Genomic DNA, 18,637 nt, shown 5'->3' on the forward strand with positions numbered 1-18,637 from the left:
ATTCCCTCATTTTATCACTAAAAAAGACCCTTGAGGTCTTTTTTAGGTTATATATAAATTAATTGGTCTTTTTTATCATTTCTTTTCCGAATACAAAAGTCTTTATGGGTACTATAGGTTCAACGTTATCTTTGTTCAGCAAAAAAAGATTTTTACTCAGTATTGTAAAATTGGCATAGTAATTTTCTTTTATAAGTCCGATATTACAGTTAAAATTCATATATCTTTTTTGTAAATAAAGTTCTTTTTTGAATGCCATATATGAGTCCATTCCGCTTTTTATATCTTTCTTTATTTTATTTAGCGGGTAAAGTTCTTGATGTACATTGTGTATTTTATGGTTACATAAGGAATTTTTATCTTCCGGTATAAACATTATGTTTAAATGTTTTTTTATATATTCTGTAAGTTTATTGTTTATACTGTATTTTCTTTTGTCCTCTTTTATTATAACAGTACTTATTCCGTTATATATGAAATATTTTATGGCTTTTTTTATTATTTTTTCTTTTTCCTCTTTAGTTAAGATTTGATAATACTTTTCTGCCTTATGAATATCATTAAAACTTTCTGACGGATTTGATATAAATAAAATAAGAGGAAGAATATAAACCGGGTTTGAAATAAAAGATGGAATTGCAATTTGTCCGTGCAAGTCCACTATATCCTTTATGTCATTTTTTAAGTTTATATCATCCTCAATATAATTTTCTTTATATAATTTTACTATTTTGCCGTTTTTTATAAGCATACTTTTGTAGAAATCAAATGGGTTTTCAAATGTATGGAACTTTCCGTTATAAATTAGGATGTCGTAATTCATAGACTTCCTCCTCAAATATAAAAATTATTATGTAATTTTATAACTTCGGATTTCCATAACATTTTCGGCATACCGGAAGGTAATTCTGACTTCCGCCTATTTGAATTTGTTTTCCGGAATAATTCGGTTTACCGTCTATTATTCTTAAATTCATTGTAGCCTTCCTGTTGCAAAACCAACATACAGTTTTTACTTCTTCAATTTTATCAGCATATATTAAAAGATTTAAACTTCCCTCAAATAAATTATTTTGCGAATCGTTTTTTAAGCCGTATACTATAACGGGTATGTCCATATAATCAACGATTTGGGTTAAATCAAGTACGTGTTGTCCGGTAAGAAACTGCCCTTCATCTATAAGAATAGCATGAATTTCTTTTTCTTGTATTTGTACAATTTGTTTGAAGTCTGTTTTGTCATCAAAAGTCATTGCTTCTCTTTTTAATCCTATTCTTGATGCTACAAATCCTTTTCCGTATCTGTCATCAAGCTCGGATGTGAAAAGCAAAACATTTTTGCCTTGTTCTTCGTAATTATGTGCAATTTTAAGAACTTCTATTGATTTTCCCGCATTCATTGTAGAGTATCTGAAATATAGTTGTGCCATATTGTTAATTATCTCCATCAATATTTTTAAATATTTTAAATTCTTTGTAATTAAAGTTTTTTGCTTTTTGATTGATTTTTGTTGCCAGTGTATTATACTCTTTGTCTATATCTTTTTTGTTTAAAGAGTAAACGACAATGTTTTCACCTATAGATAAATCTATTATGTTTTGGATGTATTTTTGATAACTTATTTTGTTTATGTCATTGAATTGTTTTAGATAATTCTTATTTGAAGTAATCGGAATGTCATCTTTATTGTTTTTTGTAAAGGAAATATCGGATATAACTCCGTTTTTGTAACTGACTTTTAATGTTGAATTATATCCATTCTTATCGTATTTGTAATCAGATACAGTGTACTCCTCGCTTAAGTTTATATAACTTATTTTATTTTGACCTGTTTTTGCCATATTTAAACATTCTTTTAATAATATTTTATATACATTATATGTATCTTCATATTGTGATTGTGTGTTTTTTATTAAGTCTTGATTTTGCAATACTTTTGTATTCAATGAGTTTATATAAAATGTCAACTCGCTGTTGTTATCGTTTTTATCTATATATTGTTTTCCGTTTTTATATATATAATTGAAATGTATGGCGGTAATTATGTTGTTTTTAATGTTTATTTTCATATAGGGGACTTTTCCGCTATTGTCATATTTTCTGGAAAAGGTATAATATTCGCCTTGTGAATATTCGTTTTTTGACTTAAATGTTTTTATTTTCCCGTCTTCTTCATTGATATTGTTATTATTTGCACAAGCACATAATGATAATAATATGCAAGATAATATCAATATTGAAATTATTTTTTTATGCATGATTTTACCTAAAAAAAGTATATATATCTTTCTTTGCTTTCTAAAAACATTTCTTCATAAGTACCTAATATATTGCTTGAAAATAATTCGATGGCATCAATTATTTCATCATTGCTTCTAAGTATCAAAGGCGGGGTATTGGTGTATTTTTTATTTACATATATACCCGGTATGTCCATAAACCCAATACCTTCTTTGCTGTCTGGTGCGATGTTTTCCTTTGAAATATTATCCAGTTCTTTTTTTACTGTTTTTGCCAGGGTTATGGAAGCATCTTTAGGATTTAACTTCTTTAAGCTGTATCCTGACGATGTGTCCAAGAATAAGTTTTGATAAATATCTTCACATTCTTCCTGTGTAAATTTAAAAGAATTCAGCTCTTCTTCCCAAATTGTGTTTTTAATCCAAAGCCCCAAAAAAACATCCAAAGGGGTAAACATTTTTTCTTTTCTTGCTATATAAATATTTACTCCGCTTCCGTAGCCTTCATTTGATATATATGTTATCCTTTTGGTCTTCAACATTTTTGCTTTCATAAAAGACGAAATAATAATTTTTTTATTTTTTTCCGGTTCTTTTAATTCTTGTAACAGCATCATAATCTCCTTTTTTTCGTATTAATATATTATAATATATGATTTCTATGATTTTGTCATATTTTTATGAAAATCAATTATTTTATCGAGATATTTTTGCGTAAGATAAGCACTTCCGAGCTTATTTTTGCCTTTTGTTTTCAGCCCGTGGAAGTCGCTTCCTCCGCTTATTAATATCCCCCTCTTAATTGCGAGATCGTAAAAATATTGTCTTTGTTCATTTGAATGTTTTGGATAAAAAACTTCAATACCCTGTAATCCCATATCTAAGATTTCATCATAATTATCCGTCCCTTTTATCAATCCGGGATGTGCAAGAAAGCTAATTCCTCCTGCGTCTTTTATTAATTTTACTGCTTCATCAACATAAAGTTTTTCATTTTTTACAAAACATGGACAGTCATCGCCTATGTATTTTTCAAAAGCTTTGGATGTATTCGGTACATAGCCTTTATTTACGAGCTCTTTTGCTATGTGCATTCTTCCTATTGAGTTATCTGAAGATAATGTTTTTAAATTGTTAAAGTCAATTGATATATTGAAATTTTCTCTTAGTTTTTCTGCTATTGTATGAGCACGTGACTCTCTTTTTTCCCTTAGGTATTTAAGTTTTGATAATAAGTTTTTATTGTTTTCATCAATAAAATATCCTAGAATATGAACGCTTTTCCCTTTATAATCGGTTGAAAGTTCTATTCCTTTTATTATATTTATTTTGTTATTATTTTTAAAATCTTTGAAAGCCCCGACTGTATCGTGATCGGTAATTGCCAATGTATCTATGCCTCTTTTAATGCACATTGGAATTAATTCTTCAATTGTATTATTGCCGTCTGACATTATTGTATGAACATGTAAATCAGCTTTATGCATTGTAAGCCTCTCCCATTAATTTCGTAAGTTCCTTTTCGTCTAAATGATATTCTTTTCCGCAAAAATGGCATTTTAATGTTATTTCGTGGTCTTTGTTTATTATATCTTCAAGTTCTTCTCTTCCAAGTGCGATTACTACTTTTTCAATTTTTTCCTTTGAACAGTTACACTTGTATTTCACGTCTTTTTTATCACTTATTTGCAGCTCTTCATCATTGAATATTTGTCTTATTATTTTTTCCAGTGATGGTTCTTCTTTCAAGATTGATGTCATATATTTTAGTTCTTTGACTTTGTTTTCGAGATATATAATATCATCTTCGCTTGCATTTGGCATCATTTGAATAATCAATCCTCCGGCAACCATAACGTCAAAGTTTTCTTTATCCACTAAAACTCCCAAAGACACAACACTTGGAGTTTGTTCGCTCATTGCAAAATAATAGGTGTAATCCTGTGCTATTTCTCCGCTTATGATATTCGTTTCTCCTACATAAGGTTCTCTTAATCCGATATCTTTTATCACTTTTAAGCCTCCGTTTCCGACTATCCTTTTTACGTCGAGCTTACCCTCTTTGTTTAAATATATATTTGTATTGGGGTTAATAATATCGCATTTTACCTCACCTCGATTGTTTGCCGTACACGTTACTTTTTTTATTTCTCCGTCACAATTTAGTATGGTTGTTACAATATCATCATCATTTTTCATTGTATAACCTATTAGGGCTGTTGCCATAAGACTTCGTCCAGCGCATGCACATGCATTTGGGCTGGTACTATGAATTTTTTTCATTTCTTCGATTGTTTCTTTTGCAGATATTGCAAAAAATCTTATAGGTCTGTTTTTTAAGTTTCCTCTTATCATATAATCCATTATTCTCACCTCATTTTAGTTAGTATACTATTTTTGTTTGTTTTTTTCAATTTATGTTACAAACAATTAAATTCTTTTTATTTTATAGGATTAAATTATTTGAAACTATATAATATCTAGTTATTTATTGGTATTTGATTTTTAGTTATTTATAAATATTCCATATAAACAAAAAATAATAATTTGAAACTTCTAATATAAATGTTAAAATGAATTGGGAGAAAAATATGAAATTAATAATTGATAAAGTTGCAAAATTTATTATAGATGAATTACAGACAAACGGGTTTGATGCATATATAGTAGGAGGATGTGTTAGGGACTTGATAATTGGAAGAGTTCCCAAGGATTATGACATAACGACAAATGCCAAACCAAGTGAAATTATGGATGTATTTAATAGGTATAAAACCATCCTTACTGGTGTTAAGTACGGGACTGTTACAGTGGTGATTTGCAATAAGCATTTTGAAATTACTACTTACAGATCCGAAGGGGAGTATCTAAAAAACAGAAAACCCAAAGAAGTTGTTTTTTTGGATTCTATACAAGAAGATTTATCCAGAAGGGATTTTACTATAAATGCAATGGCATATAATGAAAAAGACGGTATTGTAGATTTGTTTGGGGGAGTGAATGATTTAAAAAACAAAGTTATCAGAGTGGTAGGGGATGGGAATAAGCGTTTTGAAGAAGATGCGATAAGGATACTTAGGGCATACAGGTTTGCCGGAAGGTATAATTTTAAAATAGACGAGACGACTTGTAAAGCTATTAAGAATAATGTACATCTTTTGAATAATATAGCAAAGGAAAGAATCGTAGTTGAACTTAGAGAAATATTTGAAAGCGGAATGGATATTTATGAAATGGAATTTATTCAGACACTTTTCCCGATAATAAAAGAATGCTTTGGCATTTTTCAAAATAATAAGTATCATATGACAACTGTTGGGGATCATATATATCATACTTTTAATAATATCGAAAATAAATTTCATTTGAAATTAACAATGCTTCTTCACGATATAGGAAAAGTTAAGACAAAAACAACCGATAACAGAAATATAGATCATTTTTATAACCATTCAGAAATTTCCCGGGAAATCGCCAAAAATATATTGGAAGAATTTAAATTCGACAATTGTACAAAAAATAAAGTTCTTTTGCTCATAGAAAATCATGATAAATATATTACTGACGAAAAGCGGTATGTAAAGGAAAAGTTGAACGAGCTGGGGGAAGATTTGTTCTTTGATTTAATAAAAGTCCGAATTGCTGATGACCTTGCAAAAAATCAATCCTTGGTAAAAGATAATTTAAAAGTATTTAAGGCTGCCGGTAAATGTGCTGAGGAAATAATAAAAAACAATGAGCCTTATAAAATAAGTCAGTTAAATATTAACGGAAATGATATATTGAATTTGGGATGTGAGAATAGGCAAGTCGGGAATATACTTAAATATTTACTTTCAAAAGTAATTGAAAATAAAGATTTAAATAAAAAAGAGATTCTATTGGATTTGGTAATTGAATATATAAAAAGACCTTGTTGTTAAGGTCTTTTTATTTTCCTTCAAGCAAAGGAGGTTTTTGTTCTTCTTTTCTGTCTTCCAACCATTGCCCGATTAATATTTTCATAACGGCAAATATAGGTATTCCTATTACCATACCTATAACACCAAATAAGCTTCCGCAGAATATGATGGAAACAATGACCCAAAAACCATTTAGTCCCACAACATCTCCGAGTATTTTGGGAGCTAAAACATTTTGATCGATTTGTTGTATAAGAATAATTATAAGTACCATAATTATTCCTTGGATAGGTCCTCCTGAAATCATTGCAAATATTGAGCAAGGAATTACACTGAATATAGGGCCGAACAGAGGAATCATATTTGTGACTGTTATAATAAATGCTATCAATGATGCATATTTGATGTTAAAGATATATGCCAAAGCCATTCCCATTGTTCCTACAATAAGAGAACAAATGGCTTTCCCAGATAAAAATTTAAAGAACATATAATTCATAAGTCCTAAAATATAAGATATTCTTCCGTAAATTCTTTCTGTCAGAGTAGCCTGTGCAATTCTTGATACTTGTCTTAATAAAGTATCTTTATCTATAAGCATATACAAAGCGAGAAAAATTGCTATGAAAACATTGTATATTGTTTTTCCGAGGCTCATTGTTGCATTTACTAAATTAGAACCTATGCCTTCCACCCAGGTTTTTGCAATGCTAAGCATATTTGCAATTGTACTGTTTAATCCGCTGGATGTGGTGATATCCATATTGAAAAAGTTGAGAGTATTGATAACAAAAGGATGTTGTGTCATTTTTGAAATAAACCTTTCAATGGATGCCATGTTATCTTGTATGGATGTAATTAAAGAGCTTATGCTTGTTATGGTGCTAGGTAATACTATATACACCATTAACGTTATTATAAGCAAAGCTATAAGTATTACCGTTATTGATGATACTACCCTTATTGTACCGTCTTTTAATTTTGTTTTTTGACGCAATTTATTATTGAGTTTATCTACTGGTTGGTATAAGAAAAAAGCAATTACAAATCCTATTATAACTGGTTTTAAAGGAATATAAAATATATTCCATATTTCTAAAATTTTTCCTGAAAAAGTTGATAAATTTTGAATACCAAAGTAAAAAGCTATTATAAAACATGCTGCGAAAGTGATAAGAAGCGTGTATTCAATATGTTTCTTATTGATATTTTTGAATTTTTTCATAATCCCTCTCTTTTTTTTGTTTATTTTTACATTATATCATACTAATAATATAAAATACTATATAGAAAAAATTTTTGTGTTATAATTAATAAAATTTTAAATTTAAAGAGGATTAGTATGATTTATGTTTTAATTGTTTTGTTGAGTGTGGTTTTGGATCAGATAAGTAAAGCAGTTGTTATAAATAATTTAAAACCGATAGGTAGCATTCCTTTAATTGAAAATGTTTTTCATTTTACTTATTGTGAAAATACCGGAGCTGCTTTTAGCATTTTTTCAAAGAATACCGTTATGCTTACGGTCGTAAGCTTTTTGTTTATAGTATTGGTTGCTTATTTTCTGTTTAAAAACATAAAAAGAAAAGACAGAAAAGTTTTTCTTTTGGGACTTTCGTTTGTCTTAGGTGGAGCAATCGGAAATTTTATAGATAGGGTGCTACATGGATTTGTTACTGATTTTTTTGATTTTAGGCTTATAAACTTTGCTATATTTAACGTTGCTGATGTATTTATAACCATAGGCGGTATATTGTTTTGCATGCATATTATTTTCACGAAAGATGAAAATATATTTTGACAATATGTTTTATTAATGTTGGAAAATATAAAATAGAGGCTTTTGTTTTTTTACTTAAATAAGGTTATAAAACAATAAATCCTTATTTTATATTTATTTGACTAAATTAAGGTTGAAATTTTTTTATGTAAACAGATAATCGATAAAGGAGGCGGCATATGCCTAAATTTAAAGTACATTCACCTTTTAAACCTTCCGGAGGACAGCCGGAAGTAATAGATAAATTATCAAAAAGTATATTAAACAATGAAAGAGATCAAACTTTACTTGGTGTTACAGGTTGTGGTAAAACATATATTATGGCAAAAATCATCGAGCAAGTTCAAAGACCTGCGTTGATAATGGCTCATAATAAAACTCTTGCAGCACAGCTTGCGAATGAATTCAGGAGTTTTTTTCCTGATAATGCCGTGGAATATTTTGTCTCCTATTATGATTATTATCAGCCGGAAGCATATGTTCCCGGGAGAGATTTGTATATTGCGAAAGATTCAAGCATAAATGACGATATAGATAAGCTCCGTCATTCTGCAACATCTGCACTTTTTGAAAGAGAAGATGTTATAATTATCGCTTCGGTAAGTTGTATTTACGGGCTTGGAAGTCCTATTGATTATAAAGAAATGGTTTTATCTCTTCGTCCTGGGATGATAAAGGAAAGGGATGACGTTATACGAAAGCTTGTGGATATACAATATACAAGAAATGATATAGATTTCCACAGAGGAACTTTCAGAGTTAGGGGAGACAGCCTTGAAATTTTCCCGGCAAACAGCAGTGAAGAGGCAATAAGGGTTGAGTTTTTTGATGATGAAATAGACAGGATAGTGGAGATAAATTCTTTAACTGGAGAAATCATAAGAAGCGTAAAACATGCATTTATTTATCCTGCCAGTCATTATGTTACAAATGAAGAGAATATAAATAGAGCCATAAAATCCATAAGCGATGAGCTTAAAATCACTGCGGAAAACTTTGAAAAAAACGGGAAGTTGTTGGAGGCTCAAAGGATAAGGGAAAGAACCAATTATGATATTGAAATGCTTAGGGAAATAGGCTCTTGTAAAGGTATTGAAAATTACTCAAGGCATATAAATAATCTACCTGCAGGTGCGGCGCCTTATACTCTTTTGGATTATTTCCCTAAAAATTTTGTAACGTTTATAGATGAATCTCATGTAAGTGTTCCTCAGATAAGGGGAATGTATGCAGGCGACAGAGCTAGAAAAATGAATTTGGTTGATTATGGTTTCAGGCTTCCTTCGGCACTGGATAACAGACCTCTTAATTTTGACGAATTTGAGGAAAGGATGAATCAGCTTGTTTATGTTTCGGCAACTCCGAATGATTATGAAAAGAATTTGTCCACAACGATAGCAGAATGTATAGTAAGACCTACCGGTTTGATAGATCCCAAGATAACGGTAAAAGAGACCAAAGGGCAAATAGAAGATTTAATAGGTAGAATAAAAGAGAGAACCGATAAACAGGAGAAAGTTTTGGTAACCACTCTTACTAAAAGAATGGCAGAAGATTTGACCACATATTTGAGTGAGGTTGGGATAAAAGTTGAATATCTTCATTCCGATGTAGATACAATAGAACGTATGAAGCTCATTAAAGATTTAAGAGAAGGCGTATTTGACGTATTGGTTGGGATAAACCTTTTAAGAGAAGGGCTTGATATCCCTGAAGTATCTTTAGTTGCGATATTGGATGCGGACAAAGAAGGGTTCTTGAGAAGTGAAACATCGTTGATTCAGACAATCGGAAGGGCAGCAAGACATTTGAACGGTGAAGTTGTTATGTATGCAGATTCGATAACTCCTTCAATGGACAGAGCGATAAAGGAAACAGAGAGGAGACGAAGTATTCAAACTAAATATAACAATGAGCATAATATTATTCCAAAAGGCATAGTAAAATCTACTCAAAATGCGATGTCTGCACTTTCTCTTGAGGACGGCAATGCCGAAAAAGTACTAAGTAAGGTAACATCAAAGAACAAAGATGACTTTAATAAAGATATTGATAAAGAGATTGACCTTTTAACATCTCAAATGAAACTTTACGCAAAGAATTTGGAATTTGAATTTGCGGCGCAGTTAAGAGACGAAATAGAAAAGTTAAAGAAAATGAAAAATAAATAAGACCTTCCCTTTGGGGAGGTTTTTTTATTTTAGGTTATATTTTTAATAAATACATAATATATATTATTAAATTTAATATTAGGAGAACAATTATGGACAATAAAAATATTAGTGATCAAAGGCTTGAACTTTATAACAGGGGTAACTTAAAAATTAACGACTGCATTGATGTGCATAACTTTAATGATGAAACCGTCGTTCTTGAAACCAGTTTGGGTGTTCTTACTATAAGCGGAGAGGAATTAAAAATTGAAAAACTTAATTTGGAAGACGGAGAAATTGCATTAAACGGAAATATATATGCTCTTAACTATGATGACGATATTAATTTTATGGAGAAATCTTCGGGATTATTTTCCAAGATATTTAAATAATGAACAGTACCTTATATTCTCAGTATCTAATATTGCTTGAGACTTTTTATGGGGGATGTATACTGGGAATACTGTATCATACAATAACAATAACTGTTTATGCGATTACAAAAAAAGTCACTCTGTCAGATTTATGCTTTTGTTTGGTTGCCGGTGTGTTTACCGTAAATTTATTTTTTAAGACTACATATTTTGATTTGAGATATTACAGTGTATTAAGTTTTGTTTTGGGTTTTGTCGCTTATTATTTTTTCATTTCTTCTTTTTATAAAAAAATATTATTTTTTATTGTTGGAAGTATAAGAAATTTTTGTAATAAAATAAAAAAGAGCATGCGTCGAAAAAGAAATAAATGGTCATCAAAATATAATAAACCTATAGGTAAAATTAAAACTTTATTAAATAATATTTTGTCTATTCCATTAAAAATAAAAATGAGTTATAATACATTTAAAATATACCATGCAAAAGGAATGGATAATAATGCGAAAAGAAGAGTATCCTTTGCTGAATACAAGAGACAGTATCGAAGCAAAAAAGAGAAAAGTAAGAAGGCGAAGAAAAAAGGCAGGTAGGAAAAAAAGAGTTGTTCTTTTAATTGTTACTGTTGCCTTTGTTTTATTTGCCGGAAGAATGTTAACACTTGAGTATAAATATTATTCTTTAAATAAAACAAAAAACGAACTTACTGAACAAATTGCAAATGAACAATTGAAGTCAAAAGAATTGAAAGAAGAAATAAATAATTCGGACAGTAAATCTTATATAGAATATTTGGCTAAAAAGTATTTGGGACTTATTTATCCCGATGAAAAAGTATACGTTACAAATGAAAAGGATAATAAATAGATATGTTATTTGATACACATGCACATTTAAATGACGAAGCTTTTAACGACGATTTGGAAGAAATAGTAAAAGAATTAAAAAATGAAAATTTTGACGGGGTGGTAAATATAGGATACGACTTGGAATCTTCCTTAAAGGCCGTTGATTTAAGTAAAAATACAGACTTTTTTTATGTTGCTGTCGGGCTGCATCCACATGACAGCAAAGACTATAATCAGATTCTTGAAAATGAATTTATAAAACTTGTGAGAGATAATGATAAAGTTGTTGCGTATGGTGAGATAGGACTTGATTATTATTATGATAACTCTCCGAGAGAAATTCAAAAAGAGGTATTTAAAAGGCAGATTAAAGTTGCGAATATGCTTAATAAACCTATCATAGTACATTCCAGAGATGCTATAAAAGATACTTACGATATATTAAATGAAAACTTAAATGGTAATACAGGAATTATACATTCCTGTTCTGCTTCTGCCGAAATGGTCAAGGAGTTTGTTAAGTTAGGGCTTTTTATTTCTTTTTCCGGAAGTGTGACTTTTAAAAATGCGGATAATGTAAGAAATGCTGCAAAAGCAGTTCCTTTGGACAGGATTCTTATAGAAACAGACTGTCCTTATCTGACTCCTGTACCCTACAGAGGTAAAAGAAATACACCTGCATATGTAAAGTTTACGGCTGAGAAACTAGCCGAGATACACGGTTTGAGTTATGAAGAAATAGTTAGCATAACAAGTGAAAATGCAAAGAGAATATTTAATATAAACAATTAAAAAGACCGAACTTATTCGGTCTTTTATTTCAGTACTATTTTAGTTATATCCATAGGGCTGTTTGCAATATATGTCGGTTTGCAATCTTCTATTTCTTCTTTTGAACCGTACCCGTATGTTACCCCTATAGTGTCAAGTCCGTTTTCAACACCTCCTTCGAGGTCGTTGTATCTGTCTCCTACCATACAAACTTTGCTTTTATCTTCTACTTTCATGTGTTCCATGGACATTCTTATAAAGTCCCCTTTTGTGCCTCTTGTTTGAGTCCAGTTGTTACCTACTATTATTTCAAAATATTTAGCCAATTTAAAGTGTTTTAATTGAAGAACAGATGCTTCTTCTGGTTTGTTTGTGGCTATAGCCATTTTTACTCCTTGCTCATGAAGAGTTTTTAAAAGTAGAGGTATTTCATCATAAATTTTACATTCGTAAATACCCTTTTCTTTTAATCTTTTCATATGTATCTTCATTGCTGCAGCACCGTCTTCTTTGCTGAACCCGTATTTTGTGATGATTGTTTTAGACAAAGGAGGACCTAAAAGTTTTCTTATGTTTTCAACACTTTCATCTACACCGTATGCTTTAAGTGCTTTTTGGAAGCATCTGCAAATACCTTCGTGAGAATCAAGAATAGTTCCGTCCAAGTCAAATATTACATAATTGTATTTCATGATAAAACTCCTTAATTTAAAACTATATCTGCAATTTCAAGTGGTGTTTTTGCAATATATGTCGGTTTGCAGTTTTCTATTTCTTCTTCTGAACCGTATCCGTATGTTACCCCTATGGTATCAAGTCCGTTTTCAACACCGCCTTCGAGGTCGTTATATCTGTCTCCTACCATAACGGCTTCATCCTTATTCTTAACACCTATTGCATCCATTGCCATTTTTATAAATTCGGTTTTTGTTCCTCTTGTTTGTTCTTCGTTGTTTCCTACGATGAAATCAAAATAATCTTTTAGTTTCAAATGTTCAAGTTGTTTGATTGAAATCTCTTCCGGTTTATTTGTTGCTATTGCAATTTTTATTCCGTTTTCTTTTAGTTTATCCAGCATTTCAAACATTCCTTCATAATATTCTGCATCGTATATTCCCTTTGTTTTAAGATAATTCATATGAAGTTTCATAGCCGCTTTGCCGTCTTCTTCGCTGAACCCGTATTTTGTGATGATTGTTTTAGACAAAGGAGGACCTAAGAGTTTTTTGATGTTTTCAAGGCTTTCATCCACACCGTATGCTTTTAATGCTCCTTGAAATCCCTTACAGCTTCCAAGCTGAGAATCCACAATTGTTCCGTCAAGATCGAATATTACATATTTGTATCTCATTTTTTTCTCCTTTATTTTATATTTTGTTTTAAATATGATATCGCTTTTTGTAATTGATTATCTTGATTTAATGTTAAATCTTTAATATCTTTTTTACTGTTTAATTTCACTTCTATATCCGGAGCTATACCTTTTCCATGAATCTTACTTCCTTTTGGACTTACGTATTCCTGGGTTGTTATGGTCATTCCCGAACCGTCATTTAGAGATTTGACGTCTTGTATTATTCCTTTTCCGTATGATTTTTCGCCTATGATTGTTGCTACGTTGTTGTCTTTTAATGCACATGCGAGTATTTCCGATGCGGAAGCCGAACCTCCGTTAAGAAGAACGACAATGGGAATATCTGCATGTTTTTTTGTGGTGTCTTTTTCCGTTTGTGTTTCTCCTGATTTATTTGTTACCGATATGATTTTCATATCTTTTTTTAGCAGATTGTTTGCAATATTTATCGATTCTATTACAAGTCCGCCTGGATTATCTCTCATATCGATAATAAGACCTTTCATGCCTTGTTTGTTGAAACTGTCATAATAATTTTCAAAATCTTTGCTTACATCCGAAGTAAATTCACTGATACTTATATATCCGATGTTATCAATCATTTTTCCAGATACTTTTTTATTGTGAATTTCATCTCTGGTTATTGTAAGGTTTATTTTTTCTTCTTTTCTGAGTACCGTTACATTTACTTCGGTTCCTTTTTTGCCCCTTAGTCTTTTTGATACTTCATTTACGTTTGATTTTGTTGAGTCAAAATCATCAACTTTAATTATGATATCTCCCTCTTTCATTCCCGCTTTGGATGCCGGCGAATTTTCAAAAACATCATTTACTTTAACCGAGCCGTTTGTTGAACCTTGGATTTCCACCCCTATTCCGACAAAATCGCTTTGCATATCCTGCATATAAGAATTAAATTCTTCTTGTGTGTAGTAGTTTGTGTATTTGTCTCCGGTTCCGATAAAGAGACCTTTAAAAGCATAGTTCCACAAGTCTTGTTCATTTATCTGTTTATAATAATTTTCGTTTATTATTTTTTCTAGTTCAATCATCTTATTTATGTTTTTTGCTGACTCCACACTTGGTGTGTTTATCAGAAGTTTATTCCCGATTACCATATTTGCGGAAGAAGTAAACATAAATGTTAGTAGATTTGTGATAATTATGATTACTGCCACTATGGCAATGATTTTTATTTTGGGCTTGTTGATTTTATTGTTCTGCATGTAAAATTTTCCTCTGATTTTCTAACTAAACTATTTATATTATATGTCATTGACTTTTTAATATCAATGAATAAAGGTATATATTTTAGCAAAATAAATAATATTAGTATATTTTTATTCACTTATTTATATTAAGCTATATCTTTATACTTTAAAAAATGTTGTTTTTTTGATACACTAAAAATCAGAATTATAATTGAGAAAAGAGAAGATTTCATGAATGAATTAATGATAGTGGCGACCTGTACTTTCGGGCTTGAAAAAGTATTAAAAAGAGAAGTGACGGATTTGGGGTATAAAATAGAAAAAGTAGAAGACGGTAAGATTTATTTTAAAGGAAGTATTAGAGATATAATGAATGCAAATCTTCATTTAAGATGTGCCGGAAGGGTTTTGTTATATATTACAAGTTTTTTTGCTAACTCTTTTGATGAGTTGTTTGATAATGTCAACAGTTATCCTTGGGAGAATATTTTTGATAAAAATGCAGGTTTCAATCCTACAAGAATAAGCAGTATAAAATCTAAGTTATTTTCAAAGAGAGATATTCAGAAGATAGTAAAGAAAGCAATTGTGGAAAGAATGAAAAGCAAATATAAGTTAAGAAGTTTGAGTGAAAGCGGCTCTTATTATGAAATATTTGTAAATATTAAAAACGATAAAGTGAGTTTGTTTTTTAATACATCGGGGGCGGGTTTACATAAACGAGGTTATAGGGAAAATGCTTTGAAAGCGCCTTTAAAAGAAACTCTTGCCAGCGGGATTATCGAATTGTCGGGATATAGGGGAGACAGACCTTTCAGCGATGTTATGTGCGGAAGCGGAACTATAGTAATCGAGGCTGCAATGAAGGCAAAAAATATTGCACCGGGGCTAAAAAGAAATTTTGCTTTTGAGAAGTGGCAGTTATTCGATAAAGAAACATTTGAATTACTTAAAGAAGAGGCGAGAAGCAATATAAGACCTGCCGAAATAAGATTATTGGGTAGCGATTTGGATTACAAAGCTATAAAGCTTGCAAATGAAAATGCCAGGAAAGCGGGCGTTGAAGACTGTGTTGCTTTTCAAAAACTGGATATGCGTGATTTCAGATCAAAAAAGAAGAGAGGGACGATGATTGTAAATCCGCCTTATGCAGAAAGGATAGGGCAGGAGAAGGAAGTCATTCAGCTTTATAAAGATTTTTTTAAGGTTTATGAAAACCTTGATGAATGGAAACTTTTTGTTCTTTGTGCTCACCCGATGTTTCAGAAATATTTTGGCATAAAAGCAGATAAAAACAGAAAGCTATTTAACGGTAATATGCTTTGTTACTTATATCAATATTATCCTAGTAAAATAATTTAAAGAGGTAGAGGTATGCTTGTTAAAGAAGCGCTTGAATGTGCACGTGATAAATTAAAAAATAATAATATAAAAAATCCTTTGAGCGAAGCAAAATATATTATGAAATATGTTTTGAATGCCGATGATACCTTTTTTATATTGCATTTAAATGATGAACTTTGTGATAAAGATATAAAATTGTATGAAGATTGTGTAACGAAAAGATGTGCAAATATGCCTTTAAGTTATATAACAGGAGAAAAGGAATTTATGGGTCTTCCTTTTTATGTTGATAAAGAAACTCTTATTCCAAGACCGGAAACGGAAATAATAACGGAATATATAATAAACAATTTTGGAAATCGCAAATTAGATATATTGGAGATTGGTGTTGGGAGCGGATGTATAAGTCTGTCAATTGCATATTATCTTGAAAATGCAAGGATTATGGGAGTTGATATAAATAAAAAAGCGTTGGTTACCGCAAATAAAAATATAAGAAGATATGGTTTAGAAGATAGGGTAAGGTTTGTTTTCAGCGATTTGTACGATAATGTAAAAGATAAGTATGATATTATAATTTCAAATCCTCCGTATATAAAGAGTGATGTTATCGAAACTCTTGAAGATGACGTAAAAAATTATGAACCTGTTTTGGCCTTGGACGGCGGTGCGGATGGACTTTATTTTTACAGAAAAATAATAAATCATGCCGATGAGTATTTGAATGAAGAGGGTTATATAGTTCTTGAGATAGGATATGATCAGGCTCATGAGGTTAAAAATTTGCTTGAAAAGAATAATTTTAAAAATATAAATATCATAAAAGATTTGGCCGGGTTTGACAGAACAATAACGGCACAAAAATAAAAGGCAGTGTAAAACTGCCTTTTTTAATAATTAAAACTTAAAATATCATTAACATTTTTAATATAACACTTATAGCTTTAAAATAATTTTTTAGATTTTGTTAATGATATTTTTTAATTTTAATATTAATGAATAATAAAGATAGTAAAACAGACACATCCTATCAGTCTTCTTTTATCCATCTTCTGCCTTTTTTGCCTGTGGGTGGAAGACGGTCACCGCTATTTATGTTGACTATTCTGCCGTTTTCTATATAAGAGCCGTCTTTTTCCACTTCTCTGTATTCTCCGGCAGGTAGATTGTCCGTACCCGGTTTATATAAGTCACTCATACGTTAAATTCCTTTCAAAATTAATTTTTCGAATATATTTTTTGTAAACGGAATGGTTTTATTCATAATTTGGGTTGTTAAAATTTTCCGTTGGATTTTGAAAGACAAAATAAAAAAGGTCAGTATTCTGACCTTTTTATTCATATTTATTTTTTATAATTTTACATATCGGGAAGATAAGTCCTCCCACCGCATTGCCCGCTGTGATTACAATCAGATATACAATTGTATGCAGACTCCATGCATTTCCTGCTGTGAAATAAAACATATCTGCAATACAATGTTCAAAGCCAGATAAAACGAATATCATTACTCCGAATATTATTCCCATATATTTCCCGATTTCATGAGGATTTTTGTTATAACTTTCAACTGCAATGAAAATCATTATGTTGCAAAATACTGCGAGTATAAATATACTCAGCAGATTGTCAGAAAGCTTTATGCTACATAGATTTGCTGCTTTTTCTGCAAAAGTAACGTTTCCTATTGTCATTTTTGCGATTCTTGTGAATTTTGTAAGTAGCCCTATAGATACCGCTCCGATTAGATTCCCAACCCAAATAATAATCAAGTTAAGGGCATACTGTTTGTCATTTTCAAATATGTATAAGATTTTTCCTGTAAATAAATTAAGTTCTAAAGTGCAAATGCTGAATAGTCCGACGGAAAACAAAAAGGCTCCTACAATCGGATTTTGGGCGGATAAATATGCGATTCCTCCAAGTCCTATGCAAATTCCCGCAAGTACAGCATATAAAAGAGTAACTAATTTTTTCATACAAACCTCATTATAACTGCAAAATTGATTGTATATTTCTGATAAAAATTAATATAAATAACAAAGGTTCGTTACATACCGAACCTTTGCTCAAATTAATCTTCAATAATTTCTATTTTTTTGATTTTTCTTTCATCAAGGGGTTTATCCATATAGTCCGTTGGTGTTTTCGCTATATCGTCAAGAACATCAAATCCGTCTGTAAGCTTTCCGAATGCCGCATATTCACCGTCTAAGTGAGGAGCGTTTTGGTGCATGATAAAAAATTGACTTCCGGCAGAGTTTTTATCCATACTTCTTGCCATAGATAAAACACCTCTTTCGTGTTTTAGATTGTTTTCAACTCCGTTTGATGCGAATTCTCCTTTTATTGTATGTCCCGGACCACCCATGCCGTTTCCGTTTGGGCATCCGCCTTGAATCATAAATCCTTCTATGACTCTGTGGAAAATGAGCCCGTTGTAAAATCCTGATTTTACTAGATTGATGAAATTTTCACATGTTATTGGTGCTATATCTTCATAAAGTTCTGCGGTCATTATTCCGCCGTTTTCCATTGTAATTTTAATTTTTGTCATTATTTAAAACATCCTTTCGCTTTTTTTAATGAGTATTTTAACATAATAAATAAATAAAAGAAATAAATTTGAAATTTTTGTGTACTTTTTATAACATCTTTA

At 30.6% G+C, this 18,637-nt stretch carries 22 protein-coding genes; 9 read left to right on the top strand and 13 right to left on the bottom strand.

The window, feature by feature from the left end:
• Positions 1–58: 58 nt before the first annotated feature.
• The 6 genes from QZ357_RS05905 to hslO are packed head-to-tail and all read right to left on the bottom strand — an operon-like array spanning position 59 to position 4,605.
• Positions 59–823: a hypothetical protein gene (locus tag QZ357_RS05905; RefSeq protein ID WP_290773098.1), complete on the bottom strand. Its 765-nt coding sequence runs from the start codon at positions 821–823 to the stop codon at positions 59–61.
• A 37-nt stretch (positions 824–860) separates the two neighbouring features.
• Positions 861–1,430 (bottom strand): thymidine kinase, encoded by a 570-nt coding sequence (locus tag QZ357_RS05910; RefSeq protein WP_290773101.1) that lies wholly within the window; start codon positions 1,428–1,430, stop codon positions 861–863.
• Between the two features lie 4 nt (positions 1,431–1,434).
• Positions 1,435–2,259 carry a hypothetical protein gene (locus QZ357_RS05915; protein ID WP_290773104.1) on the bottom strand — a complete coding sequence of 275 codons (825 nt, stop codon included), beginning with the start codon at positions 2,257–2,259 and terminating at the stop codon, positions 1,435–1,437.
• 8 nt (positions 2,260–2,267) lie between these two features.
• Positions 2,268–2,858: a hypothetical protein gene (locus QZ357_RS05920; RefSeq protein WP_290773107.1), complete on the bottom strand. Its 591-nt coding sequence runs from the start codon at positions 2,856–2,858 to the stop codon at positions 2,268–2,270.
• 42 nt (positions 2,859–2,900) lie between these two features.
• Positions 2,901–3,728 carry a PHP domain-containing protein gene (locus tag QZ357_RS05925; protein WP_290773110.1) on the bottom strand — a complete coding sequence of 276 codons (828 nt, stop codon included), beginning with the start codon at positions 3,726–3,728 and terminating at the stop codon, positions 2,901–2,903.
• Entirely contained in the window at positions 3,721–4,605 is an 885-nt protein-coding gene (gene hslO / locus QZ357_RS05930; protein ID WP_290773113.1) for an Hsp33 family molecular chaperone HslO, read from the bottom strand. The genes QZ357_RS05925 and hslO overlap by 8 nt, the downstream gene beginning before the upstream one ends.
• A gap of 227 nt (positions 4,606–4,832) precedes the next feature.
• On the opposite strand from hslO, the gene QZ357_RS05935 reads away from it, so the two are divergent.
• The gene (locus QZ357_RS05935) at positions 4,833–6,164 is read left to right on the top strand and encodes a CCA tRNA nucleotidyltransferase (RefSeq protein ID WP_290773116.1); all 1,332 of its coding nucleotides are present in this window, start codon (positions 4,833–4,835) and stop codon (positions 6,162–6,164) included.
• 7 nt (positions 6,165–6,171) lie between these two features.
• Here the strand turns inward: QZ357_RS05935 and QZ357_RS05940 are convergent, their stop codons facing one another.
• Positions 6,172–7,368: an AI-2E family transporter gene (locus QZ357_RS05940; protein WP_290773118.1), complete on the bottom strand. Its 1,197-nt coding sequence runs from the start codon at positions 7,366–7,368 to the stop codon at positions 6,172–6,174.
• A gap of 117 nt (positions 7,369–7,485) precedes the next feature.
• Between QZ357_RS05940 and lspA the strand changes: the two genes are divergently transcribed.
• The 6 genes from lspA to QZ357_RS05965 all read left to right on the top strand — a co-directional run bounded on the left by lspA (position 7,486) and on the right by QZ357_RS05965 (position 12,090).
• A complete protein-coding gene (gene lspA, locus QZ357_RS05945; protein ID WP_290773120.1) occupies positions 7,486–7,944 on the top strand; it encodes a signal peptidase II in 459 nt (152 codons plus the stop codon).
• A 158-nt stretch (positions 7,945–8,102) separates the two neighbouring features.
• Positions 8,103–10,094, top strand: coding sequence for an excinuclease ABC subunit UvrB (uvrB, locus tag QZ357_RS05950; protein WP_290773121.1), 1,992 nt, complete (start codon positions 8,103–8,105; stop codon positions 10,092–10,094).
• A gap of 92 nt (positions 10,095–10,186) precedes the next feature.
• Positions 10,187–10,468, top strand: a complete 282-nt coding sequence (yabP, locus tag QZ357_RS05955; protein WP_290773124.1) for a sporulation protein YabP — start codon at positions 10,187–10,189, stop codon at positions 10,466–10,468.
• Complete coding sequence (yabQ, locus tag QZ357_RS09820; RefSeq protein ID WP_366934123.1) at positions 10,468–11,043, top strand: spore cortex biosynthesis protein YabQ; 576 nt, start codon at positions 10,468–10,470, stop codon at positions 11,041–11,043. Before yabP ends, yabQ begins: the two co-directional genes overlap by 1 nt.
• Positions 10,952–11,317, top strand: coding sequence for a septum formation initiator family protein (locus QZ357_RS05960; protein ID WP_290773126.1), 366 nt, complete (start codon positions 10,952–10,954; stop codon positions 11,315–11,317). The genes yabQ and QZ357_RS05960 overlap by 92 nt, the downstream gene beginning before the upstream one ends.
• Positions 11,318–11,319: 2 nt before the next feature.
• Positions 11,320–12,090: a TatD family hydrolase gene (locus QZ357_RS05965; protein ID WP_290773128.1), complete on the top strand. Its 771-nt coding sequence runs from the start codon at positions 11,320–11,322 to the stop codon at positions 12,088–12,090.
• A gap of 23 nt (positions 12,091–12,113) precedes the next feature.
• Here QZ357_RS05965 and QZ357_RS05970 read toward each other — a convergent pair whose 3' ends face one another.
• The 3 genes from QZ357_RS05970 to QZ357_RS05980 are packed head-to-tail and all read right to left on the bottom strand — an operon-like array spanning position 12,114 to position 14,649.
• Positions 12,114–12,761, bottom strand: a complete 648-nt coding sequence (locus tag QZ357_RS05970) for an HAD hydrolase-like protein (protein ID WP_290773130.1) — start codon at positions 12,759–12,761, stop codon at positions 12,114–12,116.
• 11 nt (positions 12,762–12,772) lie between these two features.
• Complete coding sequence (locus QZ357_RS05975) at positions 12,773–13,420, bottom strand: HAD-IA family hydrolase (protein WP_290773132.1); 648 nt, start codon at positions 13,418–13,420, stop codon at positions 12,773–12,775.
• A gap of 11 nt (positions 13,421–13,431) precedes the next feature.
• Positions 13,432–14,649: a S41 family peptidase gene (locus tag QZ357_RS05980; RefSeq protein WP_290773135.1), complete on the bottom strand. Its 1,218-nt coding sequence runs from the start codon at positions 14,647–14,649 to the stop codon at positions 13,432–13,434.
• A gap of 216 nt (positions 14,650–14,865) precedes the next feature.
• On the opposite strand from QZ357_RS05980, the gene QZ357_RS05985 reads away from it, so the two are divergent.
• Together QZ357_RS05985 and prmC are read left to right on the top strand one after the other, a co-directional pair.
• Positions 14,866–15,996 (top strand): class I SAM-dependent RNA methyltransferase, encoded by a 1,131-nt coding sequence (locus QZ357_RS05985; protein WP_290773138.1) that lies wholly within the window; start codon positions 14,866–14,868, stop codon positions 15,994–15,996.
• Positions 15,997–16,008: 12 nt separating this feature from the next.
• Positions 16,009–16,845, top strand: coding sequence for a peptide chain release factor N(5)-glutamine methyltransferase (prmC, locus tag QZ357_RS05990; protein WP_290773141.1), 837 nt, complete (start codon positions 16,009–16,011; stop codon positions 16,843–16,845).
• A 163-nt stretch (positions 16,846–17,008) separates the two neighbouring features.
• Here prmC and QZ357_RS05995 read toward each other — a convergent pair whose 3' ends face one another.
• The 3 genes from QZ357_RS05995 to QZ357_RS06005 all read right to left on the bottom strand — a co-directional run bounded on the left by QZ357_RS05995 (position 17,009) and on the right by QZ357_RS06005 (position 18,535).
• Positions 17,009–17,176: a YjzC family protein gene (locus QZ357_RS05995; protein WP_290773144.1), complete on the bottom strand. Its 168-nt coding sequence runs from the start codon at positions 17,174–17,176 to the stop codon at positions 17,009–17,011.
• A 136-nt stretch (positions 17,177–17,312) separates the two neighbouring features.
• Positions 17,313–17,957, bottom strand: coding sequence for a formate/nitrite transporter family protein (locus tag QZ357_RS06000; protein WP_290773146.1), 645 nt, complete (start codon positions 17,955–17,957; stop codon positions 17,313–17,315).
• A 95-nt stretch (positions 17,958–18,052) separates the two neighbouring features.
• The gene (locus QZ357_RS06005; RefSeq protein WP_290773149.1) at positions 18,053–18,535 is read right to left on the bottom strand and encodes a peptidylprolyl isomerase; all 483 of its coding nucleotides are present in this window, start codon (positions 18,533–18,535) and stop codon (positions 18,053–18,055) included.
• Positions 18,536–18,637 lie beyond the last annotated feature (102 nt).

The sequence above is a fragment of the Anaerofustis sp. genome, from assembly GCF_019420015.1.
Classification (GTDB): domain Bacteria; phylum Bacillota; class Clostridia; order Eubacteriales; family Anaerofustaceae; genus Anaerofustis.